This is a genomic window from Coriobacteriaceae bacterium, from assembly GCA_025757745.1.
GTDB lineage: Bacteria > Actinomycetota > Coriobacteriia > Coriobacteriales > Coriobacteriaceae > Collinsella.
This window is the reverse complement of record CP107217.1, coordinates 920,750-940,529: the sequence shown is the minus strand read 5'-3', so window position 1 is coordinate 940,529 and position 19,780 is coordinate 920,750. Positions and strand designations below refer to the sequence as shown.

The window sequence follows — 19,780 nt, the reverse complement described above, 5'->3', positions numbered from 1 at the left end:
ACCCGCTAGCAGCGGGTTTATTCGTGAACAGCCGGGCGCCTGGAGCTTAGCGAAACGCTTGTAAGGAGTAACATGAGCGATTTCCTAAACCGTATGAAGTCTGCCGCCAAGGCCGACCTTAAGACGATCGTCCTGCCCGAGGGCGAGGATCCGCGCACCATCGTCGCAGCCACCAAGATCATCGAGGAGGGCCTGGCAAAGATCGTCATCCTGGGTAACCCCGACGAGATCAACGTTCCCGGCGCTACCGTCATCGATCCGCGCAATGCCGAGAAGCACGAGGAGTACGCGCAGAAGTTTGCCGAGCTCCGCGCCAAGAAGGGCGTCACCATCGAGCAGGCTCGCGCCCAGGTGATGGACGCTACCTACTTTGGCACCATGATGGTCAAGATGGGCGATGCCGACGGCCTGGTCTCCGGCGCCTGCCACTCCACCGCCGACACCCTGCGCCCCGCGCTGCAGATCCTCAAGACCGCCCCGGGCACCAAGCTGGTCTCGGCCTTCTTCGTGATGTGCACCGACACCCCGCAGTTCGGCACCGACGGCACGCTGATCTTCGCCGACTGCGGCCTCAACATCAACCCGTCCTCCGACGAGCTCTCCGAGATCGCCATCGCCTCCGCTCACTCCTGGTCCACCTTCATGGGCAACGTTGAGCCGCACGTGGCCATGCTCTCCTACTCCACCATGGGCTCCGCCGGCGGCGAGGTCGCCAAGAAGGTCCAGGAGGCCGTAAAGTTCTGCCACGAGAAGGCTCCCGAGCTCGCCATCGATGGCGACCTGCAGCTCGATGCCGCTATCGTCCCCACCGTCGCCCAGCTCAAGGCTCCCGGCTCCTCCGTTGCCGGCAAGGCCAACGTGCTGGTGTTCCCCGACCTTGAGGCCGGCAACATCGGCTACAAGCTCGTCCAGCGCTTCGCCGGCGCCGACGCCTACGGTCCCATCCTGCAGGGCATCGCCAAGCCGGTCAACGACCTGTCGCGCGGCTGCTCTGCCGACGACATCGTGGGCGTCGTGGCCATCACCGCCGTCCAGGCTCAGATGGCTGAGTAGCGGACGTACTCGCCCGAAGGCCGTACGGGCTAACCCCTGAAAACGTCCTCGACCAATGAAACGCCCCCGTTCTGCTCCTTCGGAGCTACGAACGGGGGCGTTTCTGGTCTGCGGAGTGTTTTCAGGGGTTAGCCCGTACGGCCTTCTACCGCTACGTAGTAATCAGGGTATCTGGGGTGGACGGCGGCTTGGCTACGAGCTGGGTCTGAAAAATCTGAACGGATGGGTGTCGTTGCTGAAAGTGCAGGCGTTGCCGGCGATGATCACTTTGGAACTGGAATTTCCGTATGCCAGCAAAAAGGCCTCCCGAGCTGTTGCTCAGGAGGCCTTTCGTTTACATGCAAACGGGTGCGTTAGTTGTTCTTGGTCAGGCGTTCGACGTCGTGGGCGATCATGTATTCCTCGTCGGTGGGGATGACCATGACCGTGACGGCGGAACCGGCGGCACTGATGACCTGCGGGCCGTTGCCCACGGCCTCACGGTTCTTGTTGTTGTCGATGCGCACGCCCAACCACTCAAAGCAGTCGCAGAAGGCCTTGCGGATCGACCAGTCGTTCTCGCCGATGCCGGCAGTGAAGGTAATGGTATCCACGCCCGCCATAGAAGCGATCATGGAGCCGGCCTGCTGCATAGCCTTATAGGCGAACATATCGAAGGCGAGCAGGCAGCGCTCATCTCCCTCGGAGGCGCGCGTGCGAATGTCGCGGGCGTCGTTGGAGATACCCGAGATGGCGAGCAGACCAGACTGCTTGTTCATCATGTCGTCGACTTCCTGGTAGCTGTAGCCGCCCTCGCGCTGCAGGTAGCACACGGTAGCCGGGTCGATAGAGCCGCAGCGGGTTCCCATCATCAGGCCGTCAAGCGGCGTGAGCCCCATCGTGGTGTCACGGCATACACCGTCCTCGATGGCGGCAAGCGAGGCGCCGTTGCCCAAATGGCACGAGAGCAGGCGGTGGCAGCGCGAGCCCAGGATCTCCTTGGCCATCATCCACTCGTAGCGGTGGCTCGTACCGTGGGCGCCGTACTTGCGCACGTGGTACTTGTCGCACACGTCCTTGGGCAGGGCGTAGGTGTAGGCAACCTCGGGCATGGTCATGTGAAACGAGGTGTCGAAGACGGCCACGTTGGGCAGCTCCGGATACTTCTCACGGCAATACTCGATTGCTGCGGCCTCGCCATAATTGTGCAGCGGGGCGAGCGGGGCCACCTCGAGAATCTTAGCCATGACCTCGTCGTCGACGACCGCGGAATCCTTAAAGTGCCAACCGCCTTGAACAATGCGATGGCCAATGCCATCGATCGTAAAGTCGGTCTTCTCGAGCTCCTCGAGCACACGCGCGATAGCCGAACGGTGATCCGGGAAGGGAACCTCCTCGGTTTGCTTGGCGCCACCGTTCTCGGAGTGGCCAAAGATGCCCATGTCCGAACCGATACGCTCGCAGTTGCCCTTGGCGAAAACCTCGCGGGTATCGGTATCCAAAAGCTGATATTTAAGGCTTGAGCTACCGGCGTTGACAACAAGTACGTTCATGAGACTCCTTTGCAGTGCGATACGGTCGGCGCAGACCCCTTAAGGCGGCCGCATGTTAATAAGAAGTTATCACACCTTGATAAATAGCTATCAGGCATATCGCCCAACGAGCACAAAAGAGGGGCCGAACGGCGCTCGGTCGTCCAGCCCCTCCCCTCTTGCAATTACTTGCCGTTGACGATGCGCTCGACGTCGGAAGCGATCATGAACTCCTCGTCCGTGGGGATGACGAAAATCTTGACCTTGGAATCCTTGGCGGACAGGCACCAAGCGCCGTCGCCACGCAGGGCGTTACGGGCGTGATCCATCTTGACACCCATAAAGGCCAGACGATCGGCCACGCCGGCGCGAACGGCCGGAGCGTGCTCGCCAATGCCGGCGGTAAAGACGAGCGTGTCCATGCCGCACATGGAAGTAGCCATCTCGGCGGCCTTGGCGGCAATCTTGTAGACAAACATGTCGAAGGCAAGCTGAGCCTCGGGGTCACCAGCGGCGGCGAGCTCCTCGACGTTGCGGCAGTCGTTGGTCTTGCCGCCGGTCACAGCCAAAAGGCCGGACTTCTTGTTCATCATCTCGTCGACCTCGTCGAAGGTGTAGCCGCCCTCGCGCTGCAGGTAGCACACGGTAGCCGGGTCGATGGAGCCGCAGCGGGTGCCCATCATGACGCCGTCGAGCGGGGTGAGGCCCATAGTGGTATCCATGCACTTGCCGTCCTCGATGGCGCACAGGGAAGCGCCGGAGCCGATATGGCACACGACGACCTTGCGGGCCTCGCCGTTGGTCATCTCGGCGACCTTCTTGGAAATGTAGCGGTAGCTGGTGCCGTGGGCGCCATACTTACGGATGTGCAGTTTGTCGCAGACGTCCTTGGGCAGAGCGTAAGTCTTGGCGACCTCGGGCATGTTGAAGTGGAAGGCGGTGTCATAGACCGTGACGTTGGGCAGGTCGGGATACTGCTCCAGGCAGAACTCGATAACGTTGGCCTCGGGATTGTTGTGGAGCGGCGCGAGCGGGGCGACCTCGCGGATCTTAGCGAGAACGTCCTCGTCGACGAGGGAGGAGTCGCCAAAGTACCAACCGCCCTGAACGATGCGGTGGCCGATGCCCTCAATCTTGACGCCGTTGGCCTCGAGGTCCTTCAGGACAACCTCGATGGCGACCTTGTGGTCGGGGAACTCGATGTTCTCGGTCACCTTCTTGGAACCGTTGGCAGCATGGGTGAAGGTACCGCCGGTGAAGCAGACGCGCTCGCAGGAGCCCTTTGCGGACACCTTGTGGGACTTGGTATCGATGACCTGATACTTAAGGGTCGAAGATCCTGCGTTGACGACCAGAACGTTCATGTGTCTCCCTACTAACAGGCGGTGTGGCGCCGCCAGGTTACATACGCTTCAATAATAAACCCAAACGCCCTCGCGCTCGGGTTTATTGCGTTGATATATAAGTTATCGGTGCCTAAATACTCATGGCCTTTGGCTTGTAAGACGAAAGAGCGCGGGGATATACACCAGAGAAGAAATCCCGAGCGCAACAAGCAATATGACTCGAATATCCGCGATGCTGCTCAACGCAGCATTGAACAGGTAGAAAAGGATGGCACCCACCGCCACCATCTGGCTTTGAACCGAAATCAGTGAACAGCGCATCGAAGAATCGGCAGCATTTTGAAAAATCGAGTATTTGATTGGGGCAAACAACGAGTACGCAACCGTCTGCAGCACATAGAACACGGGCAGCAAATTAGCCGGAGTAAGGGGAATCAAAAACAAAGCTGTCAATACTAAGCGAATGATGCCGCAAATACGCGTAAAACGGCCCTTGCCGACACGAGCAATCACACTGGGCACAATAAATCCTATGGAGGCGGAGGCAAGGAGCTGGACCGCAATGGTCACGCCCGAAGCGACGGCATTCATTCCGCGGCCTGCAAGCAACAGTGAGAAGAAGTCTTCCAGGGCGACGAAGGCAAATGCCTGAGAACAGTCCATGATGAACGCTGACCGAAGAATGCCATTACCCGCAATAGCAGCACCGATCATCTTCGGGCTCATTCCATGCCCAGGTGTCACCGCAGCGCCCTCTCTTCTCGCCTCAGGAATACAGACAACGACAACCAATGTCAGCACCATTGTGATGATATCGACCGAAAGCCCAATGAGATACGCGCCAGCGGACGAAATGAAACCGCCCACACAAGCGGAGAGGGCATAAGAGGCATAGAAAACAAATCGCTCAACGACATTAAGTCTTACGAGCTGGTCCTGAGAGACGCTGTCAATGTAAATCGCTTCTATGGATCCGCTCAGACATGCAACGGCAAAACCTTTGAGAGCGAACGCACCGATTAAAAGCAGAGGAGAACGGACGAGAAGCAGGGCGGCGTAGTATCCAAGCATCCCCACGACGCCAACGAGACCGCTTGTCTTTCGTCCAAACCTATCAGCAATATAGCCAGTAGGAACTTCAAGGATGAACTTGCTCACTTGATATGCAATCATCATGCTAGAAATCGCCACCATCGAGAATCCGACGAATTCAAGGTAAACCGTCAGAAAATACAAAATGGTGCTGAAGTTCGACAGAAAAACGAACGTCATATAAAGCAAAACCGTACGGTTTTTCATGCTCCGCCCTCCAAGAGTCAGCAATCTAAATCGGAATCTTGGAAAAGCATGAGGGCAAAGCTGTCAGCTATGTGTTGCAAGGCGTCAATAATCACTTGACGTCTCGAAGCCAATTAATTTCGCGAAGCAAGATGACGCAATAGGTGCAGAAAAACCGTCTGGTGTCGATCAGTCCAGGAATTTTGCCGATAGCAAAAGTAGATAGGCAAGGTTACATCACGCGAGCCTTCAATGGAGCACTCACTCACTTCTGATCCATCCGATGCGAGAGAGGACCCGGACAAACTCAATATCAATCCCCCGGCTTGAAGAAACTCAGCCTGAGCCCTGCTTCCGTATTCAACATCACGGAAGCGAAAATTGACGAGCTGGGCTTCAGGGCATTGGTTGATCGCATTGAGACAGGGTGACAAATTAATGGGAACAGCGAGCCTGCCGCCCAGTAACTCACGAACGGTCATAGCGCCCACGGATTGATGACCCGCTGGGCAGGAAAGAACCTTGAGCTCCTTTTCACCCAAGTATTTCGAAGAAAGGACACTATCCCTTGGTTCCTCAAATGAGATGGCCGCATCCGAAATGCCAAGCACAAGTGATTCAAAGCATGTAGCCGTTGGCTGATGCCACACATCAAGGTGAATATGAGGGTGCGAGCTTTCAAACGAGTCATACCAGTTTTCGGCAAAAAGTCGCCCCCGCCCATGAAGGCAGGGGGCGTAAAGACGAAAGTGGCCGTCGGGCGAGACGCCGTCGTCCCTCGATTGAGCGTACTTTTTGAGATCGTCGACTTGTGCCAGGATCACGCGTGCACGACGCGCAAATTCTCTGCCCGCCGAAGACAAAACAGCCTCACCCGCCGATCGGTCAAGCAAAACAATCTGATACTCAGATTCCAACTTTTTGATTGCCGACGAAACGGCCTGCGGACTCACATGAACGGCGCGAGCTGCTTTGCGCACGCCGCCATAGTTCGCTACCGCTTGAAGGTATTCGAGTTGAGAAAGCTGCATAGACTACTCCAAAGGCAGCCAAGTCGACGGGCTACGCGTCCTCAGATGAGGTTCTCGCCCAGGTTTTTGCCACCGAGGACGTGCATGTGGAAGTGCATGACGGTCTGGCCGGCGTTGACGCCCTTGTTGGAGATGACGCGGAAACCGTCCTCCAGGCCCTTGACCTTGGCGACCTCCTGGATGGCGTGAGCCATGGCGCCCATGGTCTCGGCGGGCACGTTGTCGGCGATGTCGCTGTAGTGCTTCTTGGGGATCACGAGTGTGTGGACCGGCGCCTGGGGGTTGAGGTCGTCGAAGGCGATGACCTGGTCGTCCTCATAGACAACGGTTGAGGGAATCTCGTGGTTGGCGATTTTGCAGAAGATGCAATCACACATGGCTGGTTCCTTTCTCACAGACCAAGGTAATTATATTTGGTCGGGATGGTTAGAACGAAAGCTTGTCGTCGGTGTTGGCGGCCTCGCCGTCGGCGAGCACGTCGTTGCCGTCGACGTCCTTAAGGAGCACCGAGACCTTCTGCTCGGCATCGGACAGGCGGGTGCGTAGGCTCTTGAGGAGCTCGACGCCGCGGGTATAGCTCTCGAGTGACTCCTCGAGCTCCATATCGCCCGACTCCAAGCTGCGGATGATGAGTTCCAACTCCTGCGAAGCCTGCTTGTACGTAAGCTGCTCGACCGGGGTCTTCTCTGCCATATCTGTTTCCTTTCCTAAAGGCTTATCGCTATGTAACGCGGCCTACTCGACCGCATCGACCGTTGCCGCCACATTGCCGTCTGCCATGCGCACGCGGATGGCGTCGCCGGGCTTAAAGGTCTTGGCGGTCGTAGCCACCCCATCATCGCTGTACGCGATGGAATAGCCACGGGCAAGCACCTTGAGCGGCGACAGGGCATCGAGCGACGCGGCAGCTCGGCCTAAGTCGGACGCAGGCTTGCTGAGCATCGTGCGCCCCTGATGCTCCAGACGGGAGCTCGCAAGTGTGAGCGCATGGCGCTTGCCATCGAGCCCTGAGGTGCTTGCGATCAAGCGCTCGGGCAGACGCTCGAAGTTGGAGCGGAAGGCCCCAACCGAACGCGTTATGGCGCCGGACAGACGATCGGCCGTCAGGGCAAGCTCGGACTCGCGACGCTCGACCATAAACGTGGGGTCGTTGAGGCACGGGCGGCATGCGGCTGCATCGAGCGCGTCGCCCAGACGAGCCGTATAGGCATCCCAGGCTCGACGACCGCGCTGGTCGAGCATTTCCAGATCGACCTGATCCGACCCGATCATCGAAGCCATCGCGGCGCCCAGACGCTGATGGCGCGTCTCGAGCACGTCGGCCAACTCCGTCATAGCCGGCGCCACCGATTCTGCCGCTGCCGTTGGCGTGGAGGCGCGACGGTCGCTCACCATGTCGCAAATCGAGGTATCGGGCTCATGGCCAATACCGGTCACCACGGGCACAGGACAAGCCGCCACTGCGCGGGCAAGCTCCTCGTCATTAAAGGTCATGAGGTCCTCAAAGGAGCCGCCGCCGCGCACCAGCAAAATACAGTCGGGCGCCGGCGTAATGGAAGCGGCGCGGCGCAAGCCCTCGATGAGCTCGGCCGGCGCACCCTCGCCTTGAACCTTGGCGCCCACGCAGACGAGCTCGACGAGCGGGTTGCGACGACGCAACGTGCGCTTGACGTCGTCGATTACGGCACCCGAAAGCGAGGTGACGACCGCCACGCGGGAGCAGAACACCGGGATGCGGCGCTTGCGCGCTTCGTCCATCAGGCCCTCGCGGCGTAGCTTTTCGGCCAGTTGCGCCACTTGTTGACGCAGCAGACCCTCCCCCGCCAACGAAAATGAGCGGGCAACAAAGCTCATGCGACCCGTGGGCTTATAGAGATTGAAGCTGCCCTTAAAGCTCACCTGCATGCCATCGCGCAGATCGAAGGTGCGCTTGAGATAGGCGCCCTTCCAGATAATGCAGTCGACGGCGGCCGAGTCGTCCTTGATCTGGAAGTAGCAGTGACCGCTTCGGGCGTTAGGACCACGAAAACCTGTGACCTCGCCCAGAACGCTCAGCTGCGGAATGGCATCGAGCGCACCGGCGGCGATCTCCACTGCCTGGCTCACGCTGAGCTCCTTGCGCTCCTGATCGTCCGAACCGTCGAACTCGGCGGAAACGGCATTGCCGGTTAGATTCCAGCCTGCCACGCAGCCTCCTTTCGTTATCGAGCACAAGGGCTTCGACCCTGCGCAGATTCAAGTCCAACACATAGTACAGCGCCGCGGGGACAAGAATCTCCGCGGCGCCTGTCAAGCCAATTTGTTATCGGTTGGAGTTTCTGTTGTAGCGGGCCATCAGGTAGAGCAGCTGAATAATCGAGGTGAGCGCCGCCGCCACGTAGGTGAGCGCGGCTGCCGTCAGCACCTTCTTGGCACCGTTGACCTGCTTGGAACTCATGCCCGACTGCTCGATATACGCCACGGCGCGGCGACTGGCATCGATCTCGACAGGCAACGTAACGAGTTGGAACAGCACACTAAACGAGAAGAAGATCAATGCGAGGGTCGTGAGCCCGGCGATGTTCATAAACAGGCCCAAGAGCAACACGATGGTCCAGGTGTTCTGGGTAAAGTTGACGACCGGGACCAGGGCGGTGCGAACCTTCATCATGGCGTAACCGCTCTGACGCTGGGCGGCATGACCCGCCTCGTGGCAGGCCACGGCAACGCTTGCGACCGATCCGCCCGAACGGTTAGCGTCCGAGAGATACAGGTTGTTATCCTGCGGGTTGTAGTGGTCGGTGAGCTCACCGGCAACGCCCTTGATACCCACGGCGTTGCAACCGTTGGCGTCGAGCATGCGGCGAGCGACCGTGGCACCCGTGTCGCCGTCCGAGCGAACCTTGGACCAGGTCTTGTACGTCGAGTTGATATAGCTCTGCGCCGCAAGACCAAGCACCGTACAAACAAGGACAACCAGCAGGTACAGCGGGTCGATGCCAAAGCCGTAACCATAGTAATAGGGCATGCGAATTCCTCCGAATCGAATTACACGTTGGAGGCATTCTACCCAATCAAGCGGCTAGGCTTCCTTACAGCAATTCAATTTTGCCATCTTTGACCGTCAACCCCATGTTGCCGGAAAGCAGATCGTCCAGGCGCGAGCCCACAAGCTCAAAACGCCAACCTTCGCGCAAACGGCTTTGCTCAGGATGCTCAATGTAGTCGGCCAGGTCATCGCGCGAGGCAATGACCGAGGTCGCCACGCCCGAGCGCTCGGCAACCAGGCGGATGAGCGCGTACATGAGATCCGTCACGCTCTCAAGCTCCGGCGAAATCTGGCGATGCCCGCGCACCATGAGCGGCAGGCGATCGTGCGGACAGCTTGCGCCGCGCTTGATGGCCATCAACGCGCCATCCACGTCGCGCTCCCCCAGCTGGTCGGTACCGCGGATGCTACGGAACTCCTCGACACGCACGGGATTGCGCTTAACCAGGGCCAGCAGCGTATCGTCGGACATGACCCACTTGCGCGGGATGTTGCGACGCTCGGCGCGGTCCTCGCGCCAAGCGGCAAGCTCGCGCGCAATGCCCAGCTGATGACGGCTACACGAGTTGATGCGTTTGACCTTGCGGAATGCCTCATGGCGGTCGGCGCGGTAGTGCGACTCGTCGGCCAAAGGACGCAACTCGTCGAGCACCCAGTCCACGCGGCCCAGCTCACGCAGGCGGCTCATCATCTCGGTATAGGCGACGATTAAGTACTTGACGTCATCGATCGCGTACTCGATCTGCTTATCGCTCAGCGGGCGGCGCGACCAATCGGTCAGCGACTCGGTCTTGGGCAGTGATACGCCGCAGAACGTCTGAACGAGCGCACCATACGAAATCTGCTGGCGCTCGCCCAAAAAGGCGGCGGCAACCTGCGTGTCAAAAATCGGTCGCGGCAGTGCGCCCACGGTATGGAGCATAACTTCCATGTCCTGTGAGCAAGCATGGAATACCTTGACCACGCCCTCGTCGGCCATAAGCTCGGCAAGCGGCGACAGGTCGTCGATCACCAGCGGATCGACAGCGACACTCTCGGCGGGGGTGGCAATCTGGACCAGGCACAGGCGCGGATGAAACGTGCGCTCGCGCAAAAACTCGGTATCGACGGCGATCGCGTCGAACTCGCGGGCGCGCTGGCAAAAGTCGACCAGAGCCTGATGTGTGGAAATGTACATATCAACCCATCGAATAAGGTTAGGCCCGAAAAACACGGGTAGGATATCGGCATTGCTCTACAACTATACTCGGTTAGTCACAGAACGGGAACGTAAGTATGCGCTGCCTTATCATCCACAACCCGGCATCGGGCCCCAGCTCAGATGAAATCTACGCGTTCACGCACGCCCTCGCGCAGGGCGGCGACGAGGTCGTGATGCGTTTTATCGGCGATGGCATGGAGCCCGAGGACGCGGTAGCGGACGTTCGCGAGTTCGATCGCGTGGTCGTTTCGGGCGGCGACGGCACCGTCTCCAACGTGCTCGACCAGATGCGCGGGTGCGGTGTCCCCACGCTTGTCTTCCCCTCCGGCACGGCCTGCCTGTTCTTTAACAACATCGGCAATGCCCCCGAGGCGGCGGCACTCGCCAAGGCTTGCCGCGACGGCCGCACGGTCAAAGTGGACATGGGTGAGCTCTTTTGGCTCGACGAGAACGGCAACGAGAAGCGCCACGGCTTTATCATCATCGCCGGCTCGGGCTTCGACGCCGAGATCATGATGAAGGCCGCTCCCACCAAAAACGACATTGGCGAGATCGCCTACTTCCTCTCCGCGCTCGCCACGCCCAACCCCACGGTGGCGCACTTTACCATTGAGCACGACGGCATTGTCGAGGAGCTCGACGGCATCTGCTGCATGGCAGGCAATACCTCGGTCATCCAAAACGACATCAACCTGTTCCCCAACTGCCGCATGGACGACGGCATGGTCGACATCGTCGTTATTGAGCCCGTGCGCACGATGCAGCTGCTCCCCACGGTAATTACCGCCGCGCTCGACCCCGCTGGCAAAGTGCTCGGCCGTCCGCAGTTTAAGATCATCCAGACCAAGGAAGCCAAGATCACCTGCACGCCATCGCTGGGTATGCAGTTCGATGGAGAGATCATCTCCAGCAACTCCGGCGTCTTTGGCGCTCGCGCGCTGCCGCAATGTCTCGACCTCATCGTCGACGATTTTTCACCGCTCGGAAAATAGGAGGACCCCATGAACGACAATCCCCTGATTGGCTTTATCGTCATCGTCTTGGCCATGCTCGTTGGTTACGCCATCAATGTGATCCACCGCCGAAAGAAGTAAATCCACACTGGTATGATATTCATCCAGTTATCGACTCTCCCGTTGTTTATGCAAATCCTAAACAGCGGGAGAGTTTTCTTTTTGAGCATTGTCTGGCGCTTTATTCAGCTACAGTAAATGCAGGGTGCCTTTATTTAACTAAAGCAATAAAATGAGTATTATTATCCGCTCATCGTATATTTCTTCACGCTCATCGAGTAAAAGCTGTTGTCGAATGAATACTCTTTACACTTCCTTTAGGCTAGTAGATGTATTTATTAGCTGAAACTCCGTACGGTTTCGCGGGGTTTCAACAGTTGGGAGGGATCATGAGGTTTACTCATCCTGTCAACACGCTCAAGAAGCTCGGCTGCGGCCTTGCATTTGGAGCAGCGGCCATTATGGCCATGCCGACTTCGGCGCTCGCTTGCACCCAGATCTACATGGGCAGCCAGCTCACGGCAGACGGCAACACGTACTACGGACGCTCCGAGGACTTCGGCCCGCGCTACATCAAGCACTTTGGCATCGAGCCCGCACACAAGGACGGCAGCAAGTACACCTCGGTCGAGTCCGGCTTTGAGTACAAGTCCAAGGGCGCAACCTACCGCTACACCTTCGTTCGCGACAACCCCTCTCAGTGGGAAGATCGTTACGACGCATATTCCGAGGCTGGCATCAACGAAAAGGGCGTTTCCTGCTCTGCCACGCTGAGCACCTCCTATAACGAGAAGGCAGAGGAAGCCGACCCCGTCACCGAGGAGACCGGCATCGGCGAGTACAACTACGCCAGCGTCATTCTGGGCGAGAGCGCCACGGCCCGTGAGGGTGTCGAGCTCCTCGGCAGCCTGATTGACGAGCAGGGCGTCTGCTCCAACGACCAGATCATCATTGCCGACAACAACGAGACCTGGTTGTTTGCAGCGCTTTCCGGCCACCAGTGGATCGCTATGAGGCTCACCGACGATATTGCCTCACTCAACCCCAACATCGGCAACCTCACCTATGACGTCGACCTCGACGACACCGAGAACTGCCTCCACTCCGAGGGCATCGAGTCCATGCCTAAGGAGAAGGGCTTTGCCGAGTACACCGACGGCAAGTTCGACGTCGCCAAGACCTACGGCGAGGAGATTAGCGAGGCCGGTATGCACCAGTGGTCGCGCTATGTCCAGGGCCGCGATTACTTCATGGCTCCGCTTGCTGAGGGCACCGACTATGAGATCGTCAAGGACGAGCGCGAAGACGCTCGTGCGACGACCGGCGCCCTGGTCCACGAGATGCAGCCGCTGTTCTTCCAGCCCGGCAAGTCCGACTGGAACACCTTTGAGATGATTCGTTCCTTCGCCGCTCGCGGCGAGAATGTCGCCGGCCTCAACGCCAACACCGACGGCGCCTATGCCATCGGCTCCAACCGCAACACCGAGATCCACACCTTCCAGATCCGTCACGGCATGGACCCCGAAATCGCGACCATCCAGTGGGAGATGCTCTCCAACGCCGAGTTCTCCGTCGCTATCCCCCTCTATTCCGCACTGCTCACCGAGGTCAGCCCCTACTTCAGCGATCAGGATGTCTCCTTCGATCACTGTGAAGAGGAAGACGTCGTGAACAACGAGGAGCCCAAGAACTCCATCAACTACGTCCTCATGGACATCAACACGCTCGCCTATGAGAACCGCGACAGCTGCGCCACCGGCGTCCGCGCCTATCTCGACGCCCTGCAGAAGGAGCTCATTGAACAGAACCTGACCGTCGACGAGGCCATGCAGGCCGCCGAGGACAACGAGGCCCGCACCGCCCTGGCCAACAAGGCCGGCAAGGCAGCGACCAAGAACACCTACGTCAAGTGCAAGGCCATGCTCGAGGAGATGCGCGACTACCTCAAGGAGGGCGACTTCTCCGAGGAGTTCGTCCCGAGTGACTACGATGCCGACAACGACTGCCTGGTCGAGTCCATCACCTACGCCGACGAGGCTCTCTCCGATAAGGACGTTGCCGAGCCCGAGGCTGAGGAAGAGGCGACCGAGGAGAAGTCCGAGGGCAACAACATGGCCGCCATGGCCGTTGGCGCCGTCGTCATCATCGGTGTCTGCGGCTTCGTGCTTTATCGTCGCAAGAAGGCCTAAGGCCCTTGCGTTCCAAGAGACGGGCGGGGTCGCATGAGTCATCCCGCCCGCTCAGCCTGCCCTTTTGACCGGCAGGAAACGCCGCCGAAATCTTTTCAAAAAAGATTTCCCCGCACACACTTCGCTGTGCTATAGTGCAGCGCAACAGCAACGAGGTGCGACCGCGCCAAGGCATCACGAAAGGAGCCACCAAGATGATGAACACGATGAAGTCCCTCAACAACTGGTGGTGGCGTGATGCGAATACGATCGGTCGACAGTGAGTCCCTCACGCCTGTTTTTGCGCTCTAGGTGATTGGAAGGCCTCCGGTTTCGACCGGGGGCCTTTTTCTATCTCGAGCCCGATCGCGTTCGCATCACGCGCCTCCGCTTTCTTCTCTTGTACTTCCCTTCCGAAAGGACTTTCACCATGTCTCAGAACACCACCGCCACCGCCCAGCCCCGCACCGTCCAGACCGCCGACCGCGGTAAACTCGATATTCGCGCCCTTGTCCTGCTCGCCATTCTGCTTGCCGCCGGCTTCATCCTCAACTTCACCGTCGGCAAGGCAATCTCGGGCATCTCGGGCGGTATGATCAGCCCCGAGTTCATTATCTCGGCCTTCTGCCTCACCATCCTGGTCATTCGTCCCAACATTGGCCAGGCGCTCGTCATTGGTCTCATCTCGGCGGCCGTAATCCAGATCACTACCACCTCGCCGTTTGTCGATTTTGCCGCCGAGGGTATCGCCGCCATGCTCATGGCCGTCATTGTCAACGCCGCCGCCAAGGACGGCCAGGTTAAGCCCGTCGTCGCCATCGTCGCAACATTCGTGACCACCTTTGTCTCGGGCGTCATCTTCATGGTCATCAAGATGGCCATGCTCGGCGTGGTGGGCGAGCTCGCCGCAGCCATGCTGCCCGTCGTCGCCATGACCGCCGTATTTAACGCCATTCTGGTCGGCGCCCTCTACCTGCCCATCCAGAAGGCCCTGAAGCTCAACTAACCCGCTCGGCTTTACGAGCCACCCCATCTTGGCGTTCATTCGTCGCTCGCATACCCAAGAACGCTTCGCTCCTCTTTCGCGCCAACCTGGGGCACCTCGTAAAGCCGTATCCGTGCTTCACCACCAAAGACTGTCCCAAACAACGAGCTTTTGGGGACGTTCCTAAACGACTAGTCATGTAAGAACGTCCCCAATGATTATGAAAGGTATCCATGGAAACGATCATCAATGTCGACGATGTCTCGTTCTCCTATGGCACGCAAACCGAGCAGGCGCTCAGCCACGTTTCGCTTAGCGTGAACAAGGGAGATTTCATCGGCATCATCGGGCCCTCGGGTGCCGGTAAGTCCACACTTGTCGCCTGCCTGTCGGGCGCCGTGCCTCACCACTACACCGGCGCCTTTTATGGCTCCGTGTTAGTTGACGGCCACGACACCTGCGAGGTCTCACTCACCGACATATCGCAAATCGTCGGTAGCGTGTTGCAAGACATTGACACGCAGATGGTCGCTTCGGTCGTTGAGGATGAGATGCTCTTTGGTCTCGAGAACTTTGGCGTTCCGCATGACCAGATCGAGCAGCGCTTGTGCGAGACGCTTAAGACCGTCGGCATTAGCGACCTGCGCGACCGCGAGATCGCCACCCTCTCGGGTGGCCAAAAGCAAAAGGTAGCTATCGCCGCCATCCTCGCCATGCGTCCGCGCGTCTTAGTGCTCGATGAGCCAACCGCAGCACTCGACCCCGCCAGTTCCACCTTGGTCTTCGAGACGCTGCGCGAGGCAAACCGCGCGCTCGGCATCACCATCGTCGTCGTTGAGCAAAAGGTCGCTCTGCTTTCGGAGTACTGCAACCGTGTGTTGGTGCTCGATCACGGCCAGATCGCGCTGCAAGGTGAGCCGCACGAGGTCTTCGCACGCACCGACGAGCTTCGCACCATCGGCGTCGATTGTCCGCGCGTCACGCGCATCTTCAACAGTCTCGAGGCCGATGGCTTGGTAAGCGGCACGCCCTGTCTGGATGTCGACGAGGCAGAACGCCTGATAACGGAAATCGTCGACCCCGACCGTGCGACAAGCGATACCCAGGCGCCCGCAGGCTCCCCGCACGCGCCGTCGCTGCGCCCGCATGCGAAAGACGCCGAGCCGGTGCTCACCTTTGACCATGTCGAGTTTTCCTACCCCCATGGAGGCGCCGCCGTCCACGACCTCAACTTGACGCTCTACCCCGGCGAGCTCGTGGGCATTGTCGGCCAAAACGGAGCCGGCAAAACCACGCTCACCAAACTGCTCACGGGTTTGCTCAAGCCCGCATCGGGCAGCGTACGCGTTACGGGCTTGGACACGGCATCGGTTCCCACGAGCCGCATCGCACGCGAAGTGGCAACGCTTTTCCAGAACCCCGACCGCCAAATCTGCAAAGACACCGTGCTCGACGAGGTCGCCTTTGGTCTAGAGCTTGCCGGCATCGACCGCGCCGAAGCCCTGCGTCGCGCCCAGCTGGTCATCGACCGCTTTGGCCTGCCCGCCGACGAGGCACCGTTCTCGCTGTCACGCGGCCAGCGCCAGATGGTGGCGCTGGCATCCGTTGTAGTGATCGAGCCCAAGATCGTGGTGCTCGACGAACCCACGAGCGGCCTGGACTACCGCGAGTGCATGACCGTCATGGAAACGGTGCGCACCATGGCAGAGCGCGGTTGCGCCGTCATCATGGTCTGTCACGACATGGAAGTCGTTTCCGACTTTGCCGAGCGCATCGTGGTGATGGCCAACGGTCGCATCCTCGACCGCGGCCGCACGCACGAGCTATTCTCGAACATCGAACTCATGCAGCGTGCCTACGTTGAGCCGCCCCAGGTCATCGAACTCTCGCGCCGTCTGGCATCCACCGTCTCGCCCTCCTTTACGCAGGTGAGTGAGGTCACTGATATCGTTCGCATTACCGAGGAGATGGTCCGCCGTGGTTAACGTCATCGACTACATGCCGGGCGACACGCTGCTACACCGCCTGAACCCCGTCATCAAACTGGGCCTCGCCGCCGCCATCATCATCGGCATTTTCTTGTCCGACACCTATGTGGCACTGCTGGGCTTTCTGGCACTCACGCTCGCGCTGGGAGCCTACGCCGGCGTCGTCGACCGCCTGCTCGCGCTGCTCAAGCTACTGATTCCGCTCGCGCTCATCATGCTGGTACTGCAGCTGGCTTTTATGCGCGATGGCAACGTGGTGTGGGGCTTCGTTACCGACACTGGTCTCATCACCGGTTCCAAGGCCTGCCTGCGCCTGCTGGGCGTGGCGCTTCCACTCATCCTGATGCTCATGGTGACCAAGCTCAACGACCTTGCCAACGCCTGCGTGGAGGTGTTGCACGTGCCGTATCGCTACGCCTTCACCTTTACCACAGCGCTGCGCTTTGTGCCGGTGTTTGGCCAGGAGATGAACGCCATCATGGAGGCGCAGACCGCACGCGGCGTCGAGTATGACACCAAGAACCCCATCAAGAAGCTTAAGCTCATGCTGCCGCTGTGCGTGCCGCTACTGATCTCGAGCGTGGGTAAAACCGATTCCACGGCCTTAGCGGCCGAGCAGCGCGGCTTCTACCTGCGCACGCGCGCGAGCTCGTACAAGCGCTACCCCATCAAGGGCCTAGACGTTGCCATACTTATTGTTAGCATTGCCCTCATCGTTTTTGGCTTCTTGTTCTAACCTATCGCCACCGGCAACCGACAAACGCAAAAGGCCCCAGCTCACATCAAGCGAGCCGGGGCCTTACTGTTTTCCCAGATAAAACCTACCAAAATATACCTGTCCCTTTTTGGCAGGTCGAGGGCTACAGGCGGTAGGGGGCGCCGCTGCGGATGATGGATTCGCGCACCAGGACGTCCATGGCATCAAGGGTAATCTCGGGCATCTCTCGGTACTTTTTCAGCACCGAGAGCTCGGTGCAGGCCAGAATGACGCGGTCGCAGCCGCTGCGGGCGAACTCCCACATCACGCGGTCAAACTTGTCCATATCGGGCTCGCGTCCGGCCTTCACGTCATCATAAATCAGCGACATCACGTCGGCCTGGCGCTTCTCACTGGGATAGACGACCTCGACGCCCGCGGCCTCGCACTCGCGCCCATAGACGCCTGCACCCACGGTGCCGTCGGTGCCCATGATGCCGATCTTGCACACCGGCTCGGACGGCATGCTCAGGTTGGGATCGAACTCGCACTCCCCCATCACCGCGCCCGCCAGGGCATAGCGCACCGACTCGCGCGGCATGTGGATAATCGGCACCTTGGTAAACGACTGAATCTGGTCGTAGAAGTAGTGCGATGTGTTGCAGGGAATGGCGATATGAGCACAGCCCAGCCCCTCGAGTGCCCGTGCACATTCCTTCATGGTCGCCAGCAGCTCGGCATGCTCGCCGGTCTTGATGGCCAGCGTACGGTCGGGCATGGTCGACTTGGAAAGTACCACCATGTCGATATGCTCCTGATCACAGGTAGCAGCCGTATGACGCACGACCTGGTCGTAGTAATACGACGTGGCCTCGGCGCCCATGCCGCCGATAACTCCCAGCTTTTCCATCGCCGCCTCCTTGGTGACGCCCATGCAATTGCTCGTATCATGCCCGCGCCCGTCCGATGCAAACCGGGCGGGCGCCGCGCTCATCTACTTGTAATACGTCTTGAACAGCTTAAAGTGACGCAGCTTGGTGTGCCACATGCGCAACCAGCGGTTAAAGACAAAATCACCCTTCATAAACGAAGGATCGGCAGCCTTGCCCTCCTTGGCCAGACGATGCGCCTTCGCACGTAGCTCGGGGTCCTTGACATACTTGTCAACGACGCCCATGGGGACGACCATCCACAGCGCCTCGTCTTGCGCCGTCACAAACTCAGGCTCAAACGGGCGGTTGTACACGTACTCATCCACCACGTATTTAGCAACGTTAAAGCCGCTGTTGGTGACGTAGTAGTTACTGCGGCCCTGACGCGTGTTGAAGTCGAAGAACTTAAACGAACCATCGCGTTGGTCGTACTTGACGTCGAAGTTGGAGAAGCCCGTGAACTTAAGGTCCTCAAGCAGCTTGCGCACGCCACCCATGAGCTCGTCGTTGGGCTCGGTGATGATGCAGGCGTGGTTGCCGACACCATGGGGCTGATGCTCCTCGAGCAGCACGTGACCCAGGCACATCATGCGAACCTTGCCGTTGCGGTCGGAATAACTGGTAAGCACGCGCATGTACTCGTCGTTGCCGGGCACGCGGTCCTGCAAGATGAGGTCATCGGTGTAGCCACTGGCGTACACATCGCGAATGACCTGCTCCAGCTCGGCGCGATCGGCAATCTCGTAGGCCTTCTTCTGGCCCTCGAACTCGTGCTCCCACCACATGATGCCGTCAGAGGGCTTCAGAATCATCGGGAAGGGAAAGTCGATCTGGTCGAGCACCTCGGCGGAAGCCTCGCCCTGGGCGTTGAGCATCGCCATGGTAAAGGTAAACGTGTGCGGATAGGGTACACCGTGCTTCTCGCACAGCTCGTAGAAGATCTCCTTCTTCTGGCACTGCTCGAGCATACTGTAGGGCGCATAGGGCGCGATGACGTTGGAGGCAAGCTGGCCGGCATCCTGAGCCTGTGCGGCAAGCGCGACGTAGTTATCGCCGCAGCCCATGAGGATAATCTTCTTATCGGGATTGGCCTGTGCAATGCCGTTGACGGTCTCGATCATGACCGGCATAGTGTCGATATCCACATTGGGCGTATAGTCGATAATCTGGCTGCGGTATGCAGGGCCCGTCTGATACTTGCCAAAGACCAGGCTCTTGACCTGATACTCCTCGTAGAAGGCGCGCGCCACCGAATAGGCGTTGATATCGCCGCCGAGCAGCACGGGTATAAACTCGCGCTCTGTAAACTGCAATGCCATGGAAACTTCCTATCATCAACTGCCCGTACGATGGGCGGTCTTTATGCAACTGGTTTATTCTAGCGTGCCAAACTGCCGCTTCCCAAAGTTCCACCATATCTATGGCAAGCAGGCGCTTATGATCGAGCCCGCAGGGTTCCGTAACGTTAAAGTTGAACTCTATGGTTTCTTAACAATTCACTATAACTGCAGGTCAAGACCAAAACCTCAAGTTCAACTTGACCCTTTAG

Annotated in this window: 17 protein-coding genes; 6 read left to right on the top strand and 11 right to left on the bottom strand. The window is 59.0% G+C overall.

Translation table 11 applies throughout. From position 1 onward, the window contains the following. Window positions 1–72: 72 nt before the first annotated feature. The gene (pta, locus tag OGM60_03935; protein UYI99951.1) at window positions 73–1,053 is read left to right on the top strand and encodes a phosphate acetyltransferase; all 981 of its coding nucleotides are present in this window, start codon (window positions 73–75) and stop codon (window positions 1,051–1,053) included. 353 nt (window positions 1,054–1,406) lie between these two features. On the opposite strand, the gene OGM60_03930 is transcribed toward pta, so the two are convergent. From OGM60_03930 to rnd, 9 genes are all read right to left on the bottom strand, one after another. Then, a complete protein-coding gene (locus OGM60_03930; GenBank protein UYI99950.1) occupies window positions 1,407–2,585 on the bottom strand; it encodes an acetate kinase in 1,179 nt (392 codons plus the stop codon). A gap of 164 nt (window positions 2,586–2,749) precedes the next feature. After that, entirely contained in the window at window positions 2,750–3,928 is a 1,179-nt protein-coding gene (locus OGM60_03925; GenBank protein UYI99949.1) for an acetate kinase, read from the bottom strand. Window positions 3,929–4,048: 120 nt separating this feature from the next. Further along, window positions 4,049–5,209, bottom strand: coding sequence for an MFS transporter (locus tag OGM60_03920; GenBank protein UYI99948.1), 1,161 nt, complete (start codon window positions 5,207–5,209; stop codon window positions 4,049–4,051). Window positions 5,210–5,322: 113 nt separating this feature from the next. Then, complete coding sequence (locus tag OGM60_03915) at window positions 5,323–6,219, bottom strand: LysR family transcriptional regulator (protein UYI99947.1); 897 nt, start codon at window positions 6,217–6,219, stop codon at window positions 5,323–5,325. A gap of 41 nt (window positions 6,220–6,260) precedes the next feature. Further along, window positions 6,261–6,596, bottom strand: coding sequence for a histidine triad nucleotide-binding protein (locus OGM60_03910; protein UYI99946.1), 336 nt, complete (start codon window positions 6,594–6,596; stop codon window positions 6,261–6,263). 49 nt (window positions 6,597–6,645) lie between these two features. Further along, window positions 6,646–6,912 (bottom strand): exodeoxyribonuclease VII small subunit, encoded by a 267-nt coding sequence (gene xseB / locus OGM60_03905; protein ID UYI99945.1) that lies wholly within the window; start codon window positions 6,910–6,912, stop codon window positions 6,646–6,648. A 42-nt stretch (window positions 6,913–6,954) separates the two neighbouring features. Continuing rightward, window positions 6,955–8,325, bottom strand: coding sequence for an exodeoxyribonuclease VII large subunit (gene xseA / locus OGM60_03900; protein UYJ00148.1), 1,371 nt, complete (start codon window positions 8,323–8,325; stop codon window positions 6,955–6,957). 196 nt (window positions 8,326–8,521) lie between these two features. Then, entirely contained in the window at window positions 8,522–9,226 is a 705-nt protein-coding gene (locus OGM60_03895; GenBank protein ID UYI99944.1) for a zinc metallopeptidase, read from the bottom strand. A gap of 64 nt (window positions 9,227–9,290) precedes the next feature. Continuing rightward, entirely contained in the window at window positions 9,291–10,424 is a 1,134-nt protein-coding gene (gene rnd / locus OGM60_03890) for a ribonuclease D (GenBank protein ID UYI99943.1), read from the bottom strand. A 98-nt stretch (window positions 10,425–10,522) separates the two neighbouring features. On the opposite strand from rnd, the gene OGM60_03885 reads away from it, so the two are divergent. From OGM60_03885 to OGM60_03865, 5 genes are all read left to right on the top strand, one after another. Further along, window positions 10,523–11,440, top strand: a complete 918-nt coding sequence (locus OGM60_03885; protein ID UYI99942.1) for a diacylglycerol kinase family protein — start codon at window positions 10,523–10,525, stop codon at window positions 11,438–11,440. Between the two features lie 410 nt (window positions 11,441–11,850). After that, a complete protein-coding gene (locus tag OGM60_03880; GenBank protein UYI99941.1) occupies window positions 11,851–13,650 on the top strand; it encodes a C69 family dipeptidase in 1,800 nt (599 codons plus the stop codon). A 409-nt stretch (window positions 13,651–14,059) separates the two neighbouring features. After that, the gene (locus tag OGM60_03875) at window positions 14,060–14,635 is read left to right on the top strand and encodes a hypothetical protein (protein UYI99940.1); all 576 of its coding nucleotides are present in this window, start codon (window positions 14,060–14,062) and stop codon (window positions 14,633–14,635) included. Between the two features lie 212 nt (window positions 14,636–14,847). Continuing rightward, a complete protein-coding gene (locus OGM60_03870) occupies window positions 14,848–16,599 on the top strand; it encodes an energy-coupling factor transporter ATPase (GenBank protein UYI99939.1) in 1,752 nt (583 codons plus the stop codon). Continuing rightward, complete coding sequence (locus OGM60_03865; GenBank protein ID UYI99938.1) at window positions 16,592–17,338, top strand: energy-coupling factor transporter transmembrane protein EcfT; 747 nt, start codon at window positions 16,592–16,594, stop codon at window positions 17,336–17,338. Before OGM60_03870 ends, OGM60_03865 begins: the two co-directional genes overlap by 8 nt. Before the next feature lie 124 nt (window positions 17,339–17,462). Here OGM60_03865 and OGM60_03860 read toward each other — a convergent pair whose 3' ends face one another. Together OGM60_03860 and OGM60_03855 are read right to left on the bottom strand one after the other, a co-directional pair. After that, entirely contained in the window at window positions 17,463–18,209 is a 747-nt protein-coding gene (locus tag OGM60_03860) for an aspartate/glutamate racemase family protein (protein ID UYI99937.1), read from the bottom strand. An 84-nt stretch (window positions 18,210–18,293) separates the two neighbouring features. Continuing rightward, window positions 18,294–19,550 (bottom strand): ATP-grasp domain-containing protein, encoded by a 1,257-nt coding sequence (locus OGM60_03855; GenBank protein ID UYI99936.1) that lies wholly within the window; start codon window positions 19,548–19,550, stop codon window positions 18,294–18,296. Between the last annotated feature and the right edge of the window lie 230 nt (window positions 19,551–19,780).